Source organism: [Chlorobium] sp. 445 (assembly GCA_002763895.1).
Taxonomy (GTDB): Bacteria; Bacteroidota; Chlorobiia; order Chlorobiales; family Thermochlorobacteraceae; genus Thermochlorobacter.
In genome coordinates, this window is the sequence record NSLH01000017.1 from 23,793 (window position 1) to 40,414 (window position 16,622).

The 16,622-nt window shown below is 47.3% G+C and carries 14 protein-coding genes; 11 read left to right on the plus strand and 3 right to left on the minus strand.

The genetic code is table 11. The annotated features are described in order from the left end of the window. Positions 1-35: 35 nt before the first annotated feature. The 3 genes from CMR00_08090 to CMR00_08100 form a co-directional block, all read right to left on the minus strand. The gene (locus tag CMR00_08090; GenBank protein ID PIO47833.1) at positions 36-1,514 is read right to left on the minus strand and encodes a hypothetical protein; all 1,479 of its coding nucleotides are present in this window, start codon (positions 1,512-1,514) and stop codon (positions 36-38) included. A 10-nt stretch (positions 1,515-1,524) separates the two neighbouring features. After that, entirely contained in the window at positions 1,525-2,265 is a 741-nt protein-coding gene (locus CMR00_08095; GenBank protein ID PIO47866.1) for a UDP-N-acetylglucosamine pyrophosphorylase, read from the minus strand. Positions 2,266-2,342: 77 nt separating this feature from the next. Next, entirely contained in the window at positions 2,343-2,741 is a 399-nt protein-coding gene (locus tag CMR00_08100) for an aspartate 1-decarboxylase (protein ID PIO47834.1), read from the minus strand. Between the two features lie 263 nt (positions 2,742-3,004). Here CMR00_08100 and CMR00_08105 point away from each other — a divergent pair, with 263 nt between their 5' ends. From CMR00_08105 to CMR00_08155, 11 genes are all read left to right on the plus strand, one after another. Next, positions 3,005-3,475 (plus strand): LysR family transcriptional regulator, encoded by a 471-nt coding sequence (locus CMR00_08105; GenBank protein PIO47835.1) that lies wholly within the window; start codon positions 3,005-3,007, stop codon positions 3,473-3,475. 106 nt (positions 3,476-3,581) lie between these two features. Further along, the gene (locus tag CMR00_08110; protein PIO47836.1) at positions 3,582-4,136 is read left to right on the plus strand and encodes a transcriptional repressor; all 555 of its coding nucleotides are present in this window, start codon (positions 3,582-3,584) and stop codon (positions 4,134-4,136) included. Then, positions 4,096-5,100, plus strand: coding sequence for a hypothetical protein (locus CMR00_08115; protein ID PIO47837.1), 1,005 nt, complete (start codon positions 4,096-4,098; stop codon positions 5,098-5,100). The genes CMR00_08110 and CMR00_08115 overlap by 41 nt, the downstream gene beginning before the upstream one ends. Then, complete coding sequence (locus CMR00_08120; protein ID PIO47838.1) at positions 5,085-6,440, plus strand: hypothetical protein; 1,356 nt, start codon at positions 5,085-5,087, stop codon at positions 6,438-6,440. The genes CMR00_08115 and CMR00_08120 overlap by 16 nt, the downstream gene beginning before the upstream one ends. Positions 6,441-6,596: 156 nt before the next feature. Then, entirely contained in the window at positions 6,597-7,175 is a 579-nt protein-coding gene (gene msrA, locus CMR00_08125; protein PIO47839.1) for a peptide-methionine (S)-S-oxide reductase, read from the plus strand. A gap of 56 nt (positions 7,176-7,231) precedes the next feature. Then, entirely contained in the window at positions 7,232-9,982 is a 2,751-nt protein-coding gene (locus CMR00_08130; protein ID PIO47840.1) for a hypothetical protein, read from the plus strand. Positions 9,983-10,108: 126 nt separating this feature from the next. Next, positions 10,109-11,041 carry a hypothetical protein gene (locus CMR00_08135; protein ID PIO47841.1) on the plus strand — a complete coding sequence of 311 codons (933 nt, stop codon included), beginning with the start codon at positions 10,109-10,111 and terminating at the stop codon, positions 11,039-11,041. Between the two features lie 83 nt (positions 11,042-11,124). Next, positions 11,125-11,352, plus strand: a complete 228-nt coding sequence (locus tag CMR00_08140) for a hypothetical protein (GenBank protein PIO47842.1) — start codon at positions 11,125-11,127, stop codon at positions 11,350-11,352. Positions 11,353-11,382: 30 nt separating this feature from the next. After that, the gene (locus CMR00_08145; protein ID PIO47843.1) at positions 11,383-13,629 is read left to right on the plus strand and encodes a hypothetical protein; all 2,247 of its coding nucleotides are present in this window, start codon (positions 11,383-11,385) and stop codon (positions 13,627-13,629) included. A 14-nt stretch (positions 13,630-13,643) separates the two neighbouring features. Next, a complete protein-coding gene (locus tag CMR00_08150; protein PIO47844.1) occupies positions 13,644-14,309 on the plus strand; it encodes a ribulose-phosphate 3-epimerase in 666 nt (221 codons plus the stop codon). A 114-nt stretch (positions 14,310-14,423) separates the two neighbouring features. After that, on the plus strand, positions 14,424-16,616 hold the full coding sequence (locus CMR00_08155) for a hypothetical protein (protein ID PIO47845.1): 2,193 nt from the start codon (positions 14,424-14,426) through the stop codon (positions 16,614-16,616). The last annotated feature ends 6 nt before the right edge of the window (positions 16,617-16,622 follow it).

Sequence of the window (16,622 nt, forward strand, 5' to 3'; positions counted from 1 at the left end):
AGTAAGTTACACACAGCAGTGAAGTTTTGAAAATTCTACGGTATTTCTACCGGCGCAGAGTGTGTGCTTTCAATGCCGAAGCGATCAATTGTTGTCAGAAAAAGTCGTCGCCCTGACGCGATATCTATCTGAATTTCTGGCACAAAAATGTGTTGCCTGATGAGTTTTAGAGTATTGCCTTGTTGTTCATAGAGATTATACCAGCGTGCATTAGGCTGTGCTTGCCAAGACAGTTGTACTACCCCATTTTGCTTTGTGATGCGAATATGCTGTGGGGCTTCAGGCAAAGTGCTTTTTTTCCATGTCATGGGTGGAATGCACGCATAGTCTTCAAAGGCTTCGATACCAGCAGTTGCACTGTAAGGGTAGAATATCACGCCTTCGGCGCCAAACTGACGTGCAAGCGCAAGTTGCTCACGCCATTGTTTCTTGACGCTGGGTTTATAGACGCCTAACCCTACATAAAGATGACGGAAGTTTTTATTTGCACACCAATCTGCCAAGAGTTTTGCAAAGTCTGGATTGAATTGTTTTGCGCGCGCTTCTTCTTGTGTGGTTTTGCCAATGTGGAAGTACAACTGCGGTGCAAGATAATCACAGGCTTTGCGGCGCGTCCACTCGCGTGAATCTTGGTAGAGTGCATAGCTTTCCATCACAGGTTCATTGTCCAGGCGACGATAGACCCCAATTGGCGTTACACCAAATTTGAGATAGGGTTTGAGTTGCATGAGACTGTCGTAGAGCGTCTCGACGAACTGCGTAATCATGCCGCGTCGCCATTCGTCTAATGCAAGTTTGCGTGGATTGTAGCGCTGAAATTCTGCAGTATCGGGGAACGTTGTGGATGGATAGCGCAAATAGTCATCGAGTTGAATGCCATCAATATCGTAGCGGCGCGCGAAATTTAGGATAACTTTGAGAAGATGCGCTTGTACATGCGGGTTTGCGGGATTGAGATACGCTGTTGGTTCATCCGGGTTTAGCACCGCACGTGAGTCTATCCACTCCGGATGCCGCTCCCAAAGAGAGGGGACGCCAACTGACTTTTTCGTTGCATTTTTTCCGCGCAAAATCATCGTATTGAACCATGCGTGAAACTCCAATCCATACTTGCGCGAGCAATCAATCGCATATTGCACCACATCATAATCTGGTGCTTTGCCATAGACACCTGTTAAGTATTCGTGATAGGGTTCAAGGTCTGTTTCGAACAGCACATCAGCTCGAATACGCACTTGAAAGAACACCGCATTGAACTTACGCGCTTTGAGATCTTGAAAAATCGAGTCAAGGTGTTGCTTTTGCTGCTCGGCATTCGTGGTTTTGGGGAAATCAATTCCGAAGGCTGTCGCAATCCAGACGCCACGCAGCTCGTAGCGCGGCTCTAAGACAGCACTGCTCGAGTCTTGCGCCTTACTTTCTATGCCTTGAACTGCGATTGCTATCCACGCCAGGCATACCCTCCATGCACTGACTTTCATCTCAAGCCATGCTGCACGTCTGTGGCTACACATTTCCTCTGGTTCAACTCTCAACTGTCGGCTGCTGTGCAATGCGGCGCTTCAAAATCGCTTCGGCTTCGCATAGTTGCTCAGGTGTGTTTACGCCGCAGATTTCCTCAAATGTCTCGGTCATTAGAGCTACAACGGGCAACCCTTCGGCAAGAAAGATGTTGAAGACATCGGGCAAGTAATACTCCTGCTGTGCATTATCGTTCTTGATGCGTTTGAGCGCATCAAAGAGTTCGCGTTTCTTAAAGACATAAATGCCTGAATTGATTTCATTGACTGCGCGCTCTTCAGGTGAAGCGTCTTTGTGTTCGACCATTTTTACGATGTGTTTGCCATCGGCACTGCGAATGACTCTGCCATAGCCTGTTGGGTTCTCGAGGCGCGCGGTGAGCACCGTTGCAACCGCCTGCTTTGTACGGTGCTGCAAAAGAAGTTTTTCGAGTGTTGATGTGGTGATGAGTGGCGCATCGCCTGAGAGCACCAGCACATTGCCGTTGAAGTTTGCTAATGCCGATTCGGTTTGCATCAGCGCATGACCTGTGCCAAGCTGCGGTGATTGTAGGGCATATTCTAGACCCGCTCCTTGTGTGCACGCTTTTACAGCATCAGCTTGATGACCAACAATGAGCACAATTTTTTCAGGCTGCAAGGATTTTGCCACATCAATCACATACTCAATCATGGGACGAGAAAGCAGTGGGTGCAGCACTTTGGCAAGTTCAGACTTCATTCGCGTGCCTTTGCCTGCAGCCATAATCACCACTGCCAGTGCATTTCTTTCAGTCAAGTTCTTTTCAGTCAAGATTTTCAAAAAAGGTTGGGGCAAATTTGTTAGGCAATATCGTAAGATGGTTCAGCCGCTGTTTCTCCGATACGATATCGATGCAACACTCGATTGTTTTTATCGACGAGCACTACAACAGGTTTATACTCACGCGCTTCTTTTGGCTCCATATCAGCATAGGTCATGATAATCACTTCATCACCGACGGCAGCCAGACGAGCACATGCACCATTGAGTTGCACTACACCTGAGCCGCGCTCACCAGCGATGATATAGGTTTCAAACCGCGCACCATTGCTGTTGTTGACAACTTGGACCTTCTCGTTTGGTATCATCTCTGCGGCATCAATCAGGTCTTGATCGATTGTAATGCTACCTTCATAGTACAAATCGGCATGCGTTACGCTTGCCCGATGAATCTTAGATTTCAAAAGAAATATCCTCATTGCTTGCAGTTAAGAGTTGGAATAGCGCAGTTTAAGCCTTGCTTCAAAGCGCAAAATTAAAAAATGTTTGTGCAAGAAACAACTGTGGTGTTTGCTGTTGCAAAAGCCGTACAATTAGACTATGTTGCGCCAAAATCTGGAGCAAGTTTCAGTCAGAGATTTCAGAGCACTATGCGCTACATTTTATTTTTTTCTTCTCTTTTCATGCTGCTTTTGAGCGGTGCTATTGAGGCTTACTCACAAAAACAACACCTGAAAAACCCATGTCATCCGTTGAGCAAAAACTTTCATCTTTGGGCATCACCTTGCCTGCGGTCTCAAAGCCGCTTGCAGCCTATACGCCTGCAGTGCAATCAGGCAATATGGTCTATGTGTCTGGTCAGTTGCCGCTTGTGAGTGGTGAGCTTGTCAAGCCTGGCGGCAAGGGAAAAGTTGGAACGATTGTAAGCAAAGAGGATGCTAAAGCTGCCGCTCGAGTGTGTGCTATCAACTCACTGGCTGCACTTAAATCGCTTATCGGTGATTTGGACCGAGTGACGCGTGTTGTCAAACTTACGGTCTTTGTTGCCAGCGAATCAGGTTTTACAGAACAACCTTTTGTGGGCAATGGCGCATCGGAACTCTTCAAAGAAGTTTTTGGTGAAAAAGGTGAGCATGCACGCAGTGCTGTAGGTGTTGCTGAACTGCCGCTTGGTGCCAGCGTGGAGGTCGAGGCTATTTACGAAGTGCGGTAGTTGCCTTACTTGGCTTTTTTAGGCACTTTGAACGATTCATTGCGCGTTTTGATTGTTTTACTATAAGTACAATTGTTGTTACTTTTTCAACCCAACATGATGCACTATGAAAACAGCTGCTTCTTCTGCCGTGAAATCGACTAAATCACGATCCTTATCTGAGCCTAAAGAACACCATACCAGCAAGCAAGACTTGACACAATCCGTTGAGCAGATTTTTCGTGACTTTCTGCGCAAAAAGGGCTACCGCGCTACTCCCGAACGCAGCGCTGTCTTGCATGAAATTTACTCGGATGCTGGACACTTCGATGCCGATGAACTCTACATCCGACTCCGGCAGAAAAAATATACCATTTCACGTGCCACGGTCTACAATACGCTGGAATTACTTGTAGAATGCAACCTTGTCAGTCCAAATAGTTTTGGACACAAGCATCTGCACTACGAGCGTACCTATGGCTACGAACACCATGATCATATCGTGTGCAATCAGTGCGGTGAAGTCTTTGAGTTTACTAACCCACAAATTGAAGAGCAACAGCAGCAGGTCTGCAACAGCCTCGGTTTTGAAATTAAACAGCATACCTTGCAAATTTTTGCTGACTGCACCAAGCCTGACTGTGAGCATAAAAAACGCATGGGCACTGGGGCAAAAAGTTAATGCCAAGATGCAATCTCGTGTGCTTTTGCCTGCAGCGTCTATTTTTACCGTCTGTTTAATCACTTTTCCGCTCTTTGCCCTGGCGCAACCGGCTTTGCGTGGTGGCACCCTGCGCGGCATTGTCTATGAAAGTCGCACCGCACTTGAGCGCATCACTCGGCTCGACTCTCTTGGCAATTTTGAGACCACGACGATTCGTAAGCGTGCTGAGGTTCCGATTATCGGTGCCCGAGTGCAACTGCGCGGCACATCTTACGGCGCTATTGCTGATACTGCGGGCTTCTACCAAATTAAGAATATCCCCCGTGGCATCTATGATATTATCTACAGCGCACCCGGCTATCAGACTTTTATCTTCAAGTCTATTTCAATCAAAAACGATACCATCACAGAAATCGATATGGCACTTTCGCCTGTCGTCTCCGAAGCCAGCGAAATCACCGTAACCGCCGACCGCTACGAAAGAAAACTTCAAGAGCTCTCACTCTCTGTTTCGATTCTTAAACCTGACTTCATTGTGGAGCGCAATAGCAACACCTTAGACGATGCCCTACGGCATATCTCTGGGGTGAGCTTTACGAATCAAACCCCAAATATCCGCGCCTCCAGCGGCGTCAGTTTCGGGGTTGGTAATCGTGTGCAACTTCTGCTCGATAATGTTCCCTTTCTTGCACCTGACGATGGCTCGGCACGCTGGGACGCATTTCCTGTTGATTTCATTGAGCGTATTGAAGTCATCAAAGGCGCCTCATCGGCACTCTATGGCTCGGCTGGTCTGGGCGGCACCTTGAACATCGTAACCAAAAATGACTTCCAAACTCGCACCTCGCTGCTCACATATGCTGGCATTTTTGACAATCCTGCCTTCGATATCTGGCGATGGTCAGAGCGTGCGCGCTTGCAATCTGGCTTTGAACTTTCACACGCCCAAAATTTTGTCCATTTTCCATTTACGGCTCGCTGACACGGCGCGTGAGCGACAGCTACCGCGAAAATGCAGACTTTCGTCGCTGGCGTTTCTTTACAAAAGCCGCTTATCAATTCTCTGATGCTGCCTCGCTCTCGCTTGTCGGAACCTACGCCGAAGAACAGCGCGGCAACGGCTTCTTCTGGCGCAGCATTGACGATGCACTCCGCGATGGCTCACAGACAAAACCGCGAATCGCTTCCGATAACATCATCGTTGCACCAACGCTCAAAGTTAATCTCTCACGCCTTTTCGAACTCATCGTGCGCAGCCGTTACTACCGCTCCCGCTTTGAAGATACTGACGGACTAAATTCACTTTCTTTGCAACTCGGCACCGAAGCACAACTCTTATTGGACTTCGGCAAAGGCTTTGTCATCACAGGTGGCTTAGAAGGCTCTTTTACAGATGTCCAGTCGAATCTCTATGGCAATCACTCGGCAATAGGCGCCGCACTTTATCTGCAAAGCGATTTGCCGCTCTTCAAAACCTTCATTATGAGTTTTGGGGTCAGAGCTGATGGCTTAGCCGTTAATCGTGAATCGTTAGTCGGTCGCTTCAATCCTCGCTTTGGGCTTAATTGGACGCTTGGCGAGCATCACTCTCTGCGAGGCAATTTTGGCACAGGTTTCCGCAATCCGACCATTAGCGAACGCTTTGTTGCAACACAAACTGGTTTCATTCAAGTGCAACCGAATCCTGACCTGCGCCCTGAAAGTAGCCTTAGCTTTGAACTCGGTTACCTTTTTAGTTATAGCCGCCCCGTTGAACTCTTTCGCGATTTTGCACTCACCAATGTCTCTCTTGATATTGCCGCTTTCTCGAACGTCTATGATAATCTCATTGAGGTGCGCCCGACCGCCGCAGGGTCATTCTCGTTCCAAAACATCACTTCCGCTCACATCTTGGGCTATGAAATTTCAAGTACGCTGGCGTTTAATCAGCGCCTTCTTCTCCTTACGCTCTCTTACACGCATACCAACCCAATTGACTACACTGACGCTGCAAACCTTCGCTGGCTACGCTATCGCAATCGCCGTTTGTTTTATGTCAATGCTGAAGCCAACATCAGTTTCCTTATGCTTGAATGGAATTACCGTTTTCTAAGCCGCTTTGATGCCATCGACCCTGAACTTGCACTCATTGTACCTGATGGCAATCGTTTGGTTGATGCGCATGTCTCCGACGTGCGGCTTGGCACACGCTTCGCTCTTGGCACCGTGGGCTTTGTGGTAAATGTGATGGTGCGTAACCTGTTCAATTACAATTATGTGGAACAGCCGGGCAGTCTGGCGCCAATACGCCATTTTATTTTGCAACTGCGTGCCAGCGTTTAGCCTTGCTGAAACGTCTCACGTCTTACTTTCGTTGAACTCGGCAGTGTCGATCACCTAATTTTCTTGTCCATGCGAGTACTTATATTCGCTCTTCTTTTTCTAACTTGTTGTTTTCTTCACAAGAAAGCTAAATCAGAACAGGAGGATTTACTTACCATGACCACCATGACCCCGTCAGCACATAGCCAGACCGAAGTGATGACCGTCGGCGGCGGCTGCTTCTGGTGCGTCGAGGCGGTCTTTCAGCGCATAGAAGGCGTTCTGAAAGTCGAATCAGGCTACGCAGGTGGCACGGTGCCTAATCCAACTTATGAACAAGTTTGTATGGGAAATACAGGTCATGCTGAAGTGGTACAGGTTACTTACGATCCCCAAAAAGTTAGCTACAAGGAACTCTTGGAAGTTTTCTTTCGCACACACGACCCCACAACACTGAATCGCCAAGGCAATGATGTCGGCACACAGTATCGCTCAATTATTCTCTATCATAACGACGAGCAGCGCCGTATTGCCGAAGAAGTCATTTGCGAAACCAATGCTGCAAAGATTTGGAGCAATCCAATTGTTACAGAAGTGGTACCGTTCACCGTCTTCTACAAAGCCGAAGCCTACCATCAGAATTATTACAACCAAAACCGTACGCGCAACCCCTATTGCATTTTCGTTATCGACCCGAAAGTGGAGAAACTGCAAAAAGAGTACAAGAACAAGTTGAAGCAAGAGTACGTAAAGTAGAAGATCTCTGTTGCTAAATTGCACCGCGTGATTCTCTGTTAAATCAACCTTTGTGCATGATGCGCCAGACTTTTGCTCTTTTTTTGCTCTCGCTGCTGCTTTTCTCGGGTGGATTTGCGCAAACTGTGCCCGACACAGCAGTTGTCATTAGCGAAATCATGTATGATCCGCCCTCTGATGCTAATTCCGCTGACGAGTTTGTCGAGGTCTTCAACACCAGCCCGACACAGTCGTTTAACTTACGCGGCTGGCGCATCGGCGATGCTGCAGTGTTGCGCACGATTGCTGATACCACAGCAACGAACACTGGCAATGCCACACTCGCCCCACGCAGTTTTGCCGTGATTTTCACGGGGACTGATTTTCGCCGCGCCTTTGCCTACTACCGCCCACTTATTCCTGCAGGTACGCTCATCTTGCGTACTACAGCCAGCATTGCCTTCAATAACACAGGCATCGAGAGCGTTCGCTTGCTTAACGAACGTGGTGATACACTTGCTAATTTTACTTACACAGGTGTTTCTTCAAATCGTGGTCGCTCACTTGAAAAAATCATACTCAATCGTGATGATACACCGACAAACTTTTCTCCAAGTTTGAACATTGGCGGCACACCTGGCAGTCAGAATTCTGTCTCGCCGCTGCGCTTTGACTTGCGCAATGTGCGCCTCTCGTTCTTACCTGCTGATTCTGTTGTGCAAGGTACGAGTGTTACGCTTCAAGCCGTGCTGCAAAATGCAGGCACTGAGCCGATTTCTTCTTTTAGCGTAGAGTTCTATGAAGATCTCGACAGCAATCACATTCTTTCGCCGAATGAGCGCTTCGAGACACGCTCTGTCAGCAGCACTCTTCAACCCAACGACTCTCTTCGTTTTGAGATTGCAATTTCTACACCTGCTCTTGGACTGCGCAGGTTTGCTACAGTTGCTGCACTTGCAAATGATGAGCGGCGAACCAATGACACCTTGCGCCGCACTTTGCGTGTAGTCTCTACGCCTGTGCTCACACCTGCCGATACGTCTATCATCATCAGCGAAATCATGTACGATCCGCCTGAGGACGCAAATGCCACAGCTGATGAATTTGTGGAACTCTACAACACACATCCCTCACTTTCTATTGATCTGCGCGGATGGCGCATCGGTGGCACAGTCAATCTCACACTTACCGATTCAGGTGCGACAGGCACAGGGAATACAGTTCTTCCTCCTCGCCGTTTTGCCGTTGTCTTTAGCCCGAGTTACTTCACCTCCGGACAATTTTACCGTAATCGTATTCCGCAGGGCGCCTTAGTCCTGCGTGCGTCTGGCTCACTGAGCCTTTCAAATACAGCTGATACGGTTACACTGCTCACACCACGCAATCTGGAAGTGGCTCGCACATCTTATGTTGGCAACGCGCGCAACAAAGGCTTTTCACTTGAGAAAATTATTCTCTCTCGTGATGATGCGTCCACGAACTTTGCACCAAGTTTGGTACAAGGTGGCACGCCCGGCTTTATCAACTCGGTTACGCCCAAAGAGCGCGATCTGGCTTTACGCATCGCTGAGCAATTTTCTACGCCGCCACAAACTGCTATCACTATTCCCTACACGGTTCAGAATCGTGGGTTGCTTGCTTTTGGTAACGGCGCCACCACACGTGTCTTTGAAGATCGCAATCGTAACGCAATTGGCGAGCCCACCGAGCAAATTAGTACGAGCACACTCATGCGTGACCTTGCTCCACGTGACTCCATACGCCAATCTTTCACCTATACGCCCCGCACTGCTGAACCTGTTGAGTTCATTCTCACACTGAGCATTACTGGCGATGAAGACACCTCGAACAATGTAGCTCGCACGCGCCTTCTTTCTGGCGCACCGCGCACCTCTGTTATCATCAATGAAATCATGTATGCACCGATTCAAGACCCTAATGACTTTAAGCCCGATCAGCCAGAGTATGTAGAGCTTTTTAATCGCAGCAATGCGCCTGTGGATTTGCGTGGATGGTTTATCACGGATGCGCCAAATGAACGTGGCGAGTTTAACCAGTTTTTCTTTGCGCAAGATTCGTCGGAGAATTATGTCTTGCAGCCCAACGAATATGCTGTAGTTGCGCCCGACCGTGCTACCGTGCGCGACAGCACGCGCCTCGTTCAATTCTTTACTTATTTGCAAAGTGATCGTAATGCCAAGCTCTTTACTTCAGTGCGCTCAAGTCCCACCAGCCGCACAAACCTCTCCGATTTGAGTCTGAACAATGATGGCGATCTGGTCGCACTCTACGACAACACAGGTTTCTTAGTCGATTCAGTGCGCTACTCACCGCGCTGGCACAATCCGTTTTTTTCTTCCACGCGCGGGCTTTCTTTAGAGCGCATCAATCCGAATGGTGGCAGCAATGATGCACGCAACTGGACAACTTCAACCAATCGCGAATTTGGCGGCACACCTGCACGGCAGAATAGCACCTTTGCCCCGTCACCAGAGATTTCAGGCACCGCTTCAACGCTTGCGCTTTCGCCCAATCCGTTTTCACCTGATGGTGATGGACGTGATGATTTCCTTGTGATTCGCTATCAACTGCAAGGCACAGCCAATCGCATTCGCATTAAGATTTTTGACGCCAGAGGTCGACTTGTGCGCACACTGGCTAATAGCGAACCCTCGGGCGCACAAGGCGAAGTTATTTGGGATGGCTTAGACGATAATCGCCAACCGCTCCGCATGGGCATCTATATCCTCTACCTTGAGGCGCTTGACGCATCTTCTGCTATTATCGAAACCTTGCGTCAAACCGCTGTGCTTGCTAAACCCATGTGAAACTGAAACTTTGAAAAGTTACTTGCAGTTTGCTATATTGCTACAACAAACATTTGGCTGTCAATCAAATCAAGCTCTGACGTTTTTTTTCTGTTCTCAGTAAAAAACCAATTCAGAGAGAAGCATATGCCCAAAAACAGGTACTTCTATTACTCCGAGGAAGAGTGTCGGTATGTAGAGGTTCGGCGCAACTATACCACACTTCTCGGACAAGCTGCCTTAGTTCTACTTCTTACTGTGCTCTTTACGGTCGGATTTATGCATTTCTATGGCAATCAGATGGTTAAAGATAGGCAGTATCAGCAGCTTGAGGCGCAAGTAGTAGAGTTGACAGCCAAACTTAACCATGCGATGGGAATGCTTGAAAAACTCTCGGAAAGTGATAATTCTTTGCGTCGCGTCGTTAATTTGCCTTTGATGAGTGCAGAAGAAAAAGCGCTTGGTACTGGTGGTCTGCGCATGCCCCTAGATACGACAAACACCATAGCTTCTTTGATTTCTATTTCAAGTCAGATGATTAACCGTCTTGCGCATCAAGTTGAAATTCAAAGCGAAAGCTACGCAGAAATTTTGCAGAAGTATGAAGAAAACAAGCGTTTCTTTGCATCAGTACCTGCCATTAAGCCTATCGATGGGGTACGCACGAGTCCCTTTGGCATGCGGTTTCATCCGATTTACCGCATCATGAAGTTTCACTCTGGTCAAGATTTTCATGCAGCGATTGGTACGCCAGTGTATGCCACAGGCGATGGCATTGTCGAAAGTGCGCAGTATAATGATGGCTATGGCAACTGCATTGTCATTGATCATGGTTTTGGCTTGAAGACGCTTTATGCACATCTTTCAAAGCTTTTGGTAAAGCCAGGTCAAGCTGTGAAACGTGGTGACAACATCGCTCTCTCTGGCAATAGCGGCATCTCTGACGGACCGCATTTGCACTATGAAGTTATCAAAGATGGTGTGAAGGTAAATCCAATTGCGTATATGCTTGATGAGATTTCACCGACTGAGCTTCAAGAAGCAGTAGTTTTAGCACCAGAAGAATTACACCACAATTGAACGAATTAGAGTTTCAAATTGTATCAATCCCTGAATAACAATTAGTCTCTGCTTTAACCCTTAAAATTTCTGGTAGTTGAACTATGTACTGGAACCTTGAACTTGCTCGTTATCTCGTTGACGCTCCTTGGCCTGCAACAAAAGACGAACTCATAGATTATGCCAATCGTATAGGAGCACCTCAAGAGGTTATCGATAACCTTAACGAGCTTGATGGTGAAGAGCCCTACGAGAGTATCGAGGAAATCTGGCCAGATTTTCCTACGAACGAGGACTTCTATTACAACGACGACGACGCCGATAACTATTGATGTGCAGCTGGGCTCTAGCTTGTTTTTGCTTTGAACGTTTATCAGATATCTTTTGGAGCGCAACTGCGAACTGTTGCGCTTCTTTTTTATTTCTTATGCTTTCCCTTACTGCTCTTTGCCCAAGTCTCACCTTCTGTGCCCTCCAAGACCACCTACATTGACCGTCTGTTTATTCTGGGTAATAAAGCGCTGAAAGAAAAAGACCTTTTGGCGGAAATGAAGACGCATGAGAACACCGTGTATCTCTCGTTTTTTAGACCTTGGGTAGGACTCTATCAGTTTGGCAAAATTTTTCCTGACTCCTCGAGCTTTCGCAATTTCTTTCAGAACACCTTGGGCGAAGCCCCTGTGGAATACGATTCTCTGCTTTTTCAGGACGATCTTGCACGCCTTTCAGAACTTTATGCTGCCAATGGCTACCTTGCAGCGACCTTTCACCCCGAGTTTGAATACAATGCCGATAGTTCGCTTGTCATCATTCGCTTGAAGATTGATGAAGGTGCGCCGACGATTATTCAATCCATTCGCTATGTTGGTATTGATATCTTGGAGGAAAGCGAGCGCGATCTTTTTGAGCAAGAGTCTGCTATTCGCATTGGTGAAGTCTATACCATTCGCGACATGCTGCGTGAGCGTGCCCGCATTGTCTCGTTTTTTCAAGAGCGTGGCTATGCGTTTATGTCAACTGACAGCGTGCGTGCCGAAGTACGTCTTTCCAACCAAAACCGCAGTGCCGCTATTACCATCTTTATTCGCTTGCCCGAACAACTGCGCTTCGGCGATATTACCGCCATCGTGCATAACCCTGTGCAAAGTGATACCTCCAGCCAATTACGCCGCAGCATTCAAGATGGCATTCAAGTCGATATTTATAGTGAGCAATACATTGAACCTTATTTGATACGACGCTCGATTGCTTACCGTCCTGACCAACTCTCAAGTCTTTCAGCAAAGCGTGAGACGCTGCAGCAATTAGGCTTGCTTGGCATCTTTGAAGGCGCCACCATACGCGACGACTCTGTGCGAGACGGTCGGCTTTACACCACAATTGACTTGCAACTGGCGCCGCGCCATCAAATCAAACCTGAACTTCGCATTGACAATCGTAACAACGCGCCGAATTTTTCCCCTGCAATTAGTTATCTCAACCGCAATTTGCTCGGTGGCGCACAATCTTTCACGGCTGCTGTCTCTGGGGGCTTTCAACCGAATCTTGGGGCGAGAACTCAAATTTTTGCTGGTGAAGAAATCACGCTCGATCCTATTGTCTATAACTTTGACGCACGCTTGGAATACAGCGTACCTTATTTTTTTAGTCCTCGCAATCGCCTTATCGCCTTGCTTCAATACAGCATTTTGCAGGATGCGCCTCGACGCCAGCAATCTGTACTCTTTCGGTTTCGTAGCCAAATTTTTCCAAACATCTTTCAGCAAATTACTTTAGACTTTTTGGAAGTAGAGTTTGTTGATATTCAACTGCCTAATGTCAGTGATGCGGTGCGTGAAGATCTGTTTAATCGTGGCGTGCCGCGCACATTTCCTCGCAATATTTCGAGCCGCCTTGATTTTTTCTTCTCAAATCTGCCTGAGGCACAGCGCACACTTGACGCTCGTTTGAACACAACCTTTGAGCTTTCAGGCGCCTTGCCTTATCTCTTCGGCGCCGGATTCGGCGAAGGTGACGCACAACTTTTTGGACTGCGTTACAATCAGTTCATACGCCTCAGTGCCTTGGGCAGCGTTGGCATTCCAATTAGCGGAAATAATCAACTGGCGTTCAAAGTCTTTGTAGGCTACCTTTTTCCTTACGCTAAAAGCGCGAACAATCCTACGCCACTTGAACGGCGCTTCTATGCCGGCGGTCCGAATAGTCTGCGTGGCTGGGGATTTAACTTGCTCGGTCCTGGCAACAATCCCGCAGATTCTGCTCTTGCCGTCTCTCGACTTGGCTCCGATATCAAACTTGAGTTTAGTGTTGAAGAGCGTATTTCTTTCTTTAGAACCTTCGGCTACCCTTCAGGTATTGTTATTTTTTTTGATGCGGGCAACATTTGGGCACGACAAGGCGAAAATGCACTTGTAGCCTCCACGTTCTTTGAGCAAGTTGGCTTGAATACCGGCTTAGGCTTTCGTTTCGGTACACCGATTGGTCCACTTCGTCTCGATTTTGCGTATCGTATCTATGATCCATCGCTGCCTTTGGCAGAGCGCTGGCAAATTCAAAAATGGCAACTCGGCAGTTTTCAATTTAACTTTGGCATTGGCGAAGCGTTTTAACAACACACTAATTTATGCAGATACAACCACGCAACATTGTTGCTCCATCTATTCTTTCGGCTGACTTTACGCGCCTCTCTGAACAAATCAAGCAAATTGAGCAGGGCGGCGCTGATTGGGTTCACTGCGACATCATGGATGGTCGCTACGTCCCAAACATCACGTTTGGACCGTTCATTGTTGAAGCAGTTCGCCGCTGCACCTCCTTGCCGATTGATACACATCTCATGATTGTGGAACCCGAAAAGTATGTGAAAGCTTTCATTGATGCAGGGTCAACTCATATTACGGTGCATCAAGAAGCCTGCTTGCATTTGCATCGCACGGTGGAGCTCATTCATTCGCTCGGCGCTAAAGCGGGTGTCTCACTTAATCCAGCAACGCCTGTTTCCACGCTCGAAGAAATTTTGCCGTTCCTTGATCTTGTACTGATTATGTCAGTTAATCCGGGATTTGGCGGACAAAAATTTATTTCATCGTCTATTGACAAGGTGCGCAAGTTGCATCGCTTGCGAGAAGCACTTAACCCGAACCTCATTATTGCTATCGATGGTGGCATTACACCCGAGAATGCACCACTCGTGCGTTCTGCAGGCGCTGACGCACTCATTGCTGGCTCCGCTGTGTTCTGCGCCACAAATATATCTGAGGCAATTTTTCAACTTAGACAGTCAGACTAATTTTTTTTGCCGCATCTTACTGAAATGCGAAGTAAACTTTTTACCTTTGAGTGCCGTCCACGCCTTTTTATTACTCAAGTAGATATGATAATGCCTCCTGCGAAATGTAGAGATATGAAAGTTATTGTGTTACTGCTGCTCATCTTTCCACAACTTGTTTATGCCTCCTTGTCCGGACGCACTAATTCAGATTTTGCAATGCCTGCGCTGTATCGCTATGATGTCCTGCTCGAGCACCAATTTAGTCAGTTTGTTACAGGTGATTTTAATGGCGACCGCAACGCTGACATCGCCCTCATTGAGCCTCAGTGTAACCGACTTGTTATTTTGTATGGCACCGCCGTCTTAGATGAGTTTAGTCCGAAGTTTTTCACACTTCCTGCATCTATTCAAGCTTTGCAAGCAGCAGACCTAAATCATGATGGGATTACCGATTTGGTTTTCCTTGCACGCTCGCCCACGCGATTGATATGCTACTACGGCAGTTCCGCTGAACGCCTTTTACTTAAAGCTGAAATTGAGATTGAGCCCGGCGCAGAAAAAATGTTGATTTTCCCTTCTCATTACCACACTTCCATTTTTTTCTATGGGCAGATGCAGGGCATTGGGCATGTGGAGTATTTTCCATCTTTTGGATTTACGCGCAAGTCTACGCTCTCCAGTCAGAGCATCTTTGCACAGGTTGCACTGTGCGAGCCATCGGGGAGCAATATGCTCCCCAATTTTGTGGCATATAGCGCCGTAGAACGCACCATAAAGTATATTCGAAATGACCAAGATTCGCTCCTTGGTCCTCTTTCCTTTCGTCTTGAACGCACCCTTTCCAGTTTTCTTGTTGCTGACTTTAATCAGAATGGTGTGCCAGATATTGTGCTTGGGTTTGAAGTCTCACGCCTTGCTCCTGCCGAACTGCAAGTGCTTTACGATATCGGTATTCAAACGGGCAAACTGCCGCTGCAGCTCTCACTTTCGGCTTCGCCTATGCATCTCTTTGCACAAGATTTTAACAATGATGGTCTTACCGACATTTTCGTACTCAATTCATCGGCAGAGCAGCTTTCTCTTTTTTTTGGCAAGCCCGGTGGCGACTTTCAAGAATGCTGCGCCCTCGGCATTGATCACGCCTCACAGTTCACACTCACAGATCTGAACGGCGATACCTTTTCTGAAATTCTTTTTCTTCAGCCCACTAAAAAGCGCATCGTGATTTTCTCCACAACCTCCATGCGCGAGCACAAAAAGACTTCTCTACTTATCGAACGCTTGGTCATCAGTCCACACCCAACATCCTTAGTTGCTACAGCACGCAAACCGCAACCACTGATTGGTGTGTTAGGTCATGGACAATCGTCGCTTTCTTTGATTGCAGGTCCCAAACCTTGGCAAATCTATAAGTCTGCTCCACTCGGCAGCAAGATAAAATTTATCTGGCACCCTGATAGTAACTCTGATTTGTTTGCTATTTCCGAGCGGTCAGACAAACTTTTTGTCTTTTCATCCCAATTGCTTCCTTCTGTCGAAAAAGTCGCTGAACTACCTATTCTTGCCTTAAATATCACAGACTTTGAGCATTGGCGCATCTCTCCTTCTTCTTCATTTCTCTTTCTTATTGATCATAGCAATCATGAGATTTTACCACAACTGATTTCTTATCGCCTTACACGCACTGGTACAGCCCAACTCAGTGAGTTTACTTTTGCACCATTTGTTCCGATTGAACATCTTTTCTTTTTGCATCGTGCGCCGTTCTTCAAACAACATCTGATTGCTGCAATTGAGCGCGATCACACCCAGACCATTACAGCGCACCTTTATGCCTTTGGCAAACAGCATCAGCAGCACGTTCAACTTGTCGAGAAACTGCAAATCCGCTTGTTGCGTACCAAACTGCCTATACACACTTGTCTTTGCAATGATTTCGACGGCGATCAGAAACCTGATTGGCTCCTTGCCTCTTCAAGCCAGACTTGGCTTTTGCTTTCCAGCAATCAATACAAGGCAGAATCTCTTAGCTCACTTGTTAGCCTACTTCCTTCTGACTTTGCACGAGTTATAGATATCAATGGCGATGGCTATCTTGATATTCTTATTGGCAAATCTGATAAAGAGCAACTTTGTGTTGCTTTCGGCAGCACAAAAGGTAAGTTTTCCACCCTGAAAATACTTGCCAATAATGTACGCGTCGCTGATGCGAAACTGCTCAAACTGGATTCTGAAACAGTGCTTCTTGTTGCTAATGCAAAACTCCACACGCTTGATGTCATCAAAACAGATCAGCTTTACACCCCTGCAACTGCGCGACAGTAACCCCGC

Bases quoted from the DNA above. Each gene is read 5' to 3' on its own strand.
- CMR00_08090 (PIO47833.1), bottom strand. From the start codon at position 1,514: ATGTGTAGCCACAGACGTGCAGCATGGCTTGAGATGAAAGTCAGTGCA.
- CMR00_08095 (PIO47866.1), bottom strand. From the start codon at position 2,265: ATGGCTGCAGGCAAAGGCACGCGAATGAAGTCTGAACTTGCCAAAGTG.
- CMR00_08100 (PIO47834.1), bottom strand. From the start codon at position 2,741: ATGAGGATATTTCTTTTGAAATCTAAGATTCATCGGGCAAGCGTAACG.
- CMR00_08105 (PIO47835.1), top strand. From the start codon at position 3,005: ATGTCATCCGTTGAGCAAAAACTTTCATCTTTGGGCATCACCTTGCCT.
- CMR00_08110 (PIO47836.1), top strand. From the start codon at position 3,582: ATGAAAACAGCTGCTTCTTCTGCCGTGAAATCGACTAAATCACGATCC.
- msrA (PIO47839.1), top strand. From the start codon at position 6,597: ATGACCACCATGACCCCGTCAGCACATAGCCAGACCGAAGTGATGACC.
- CMR00_08130 (PIO47840.1), top strand. From the start codon at position 7,232: ATGATGCGCCAGACTTTTGCTCTTTTTTTGCTCTCGCTGCTGCTTTTC.
- CMR00_08135 (PIO47841.1), top strand. From the start codon at position 10,109: ATGCCCAAAAACAGGTACTTCTATTACTCCGAGGAAGAGTGTCGGTAT.
- CMR00_08140 (PIO47842.1), top strand. From the start codon at position 11,125: ATGTACTGGAACCTTGAACTTGCTCGTTATCTCGTTGACGCTCCTTGG.
- CMR00_08150 (PIO47844.1), top strand. From the start codon at position 13,644: ATGCAGATACAACCACGCAACATTGTTGCTCCATCTATTCTTTCGGCT.
- CMR00_08155 (PIO47845.1), top strand. From the start codon at position 14,424: ATGAAAGTTATTGTGTTACTGCTGCTCATCTTTCCACAACTTGTTTAT.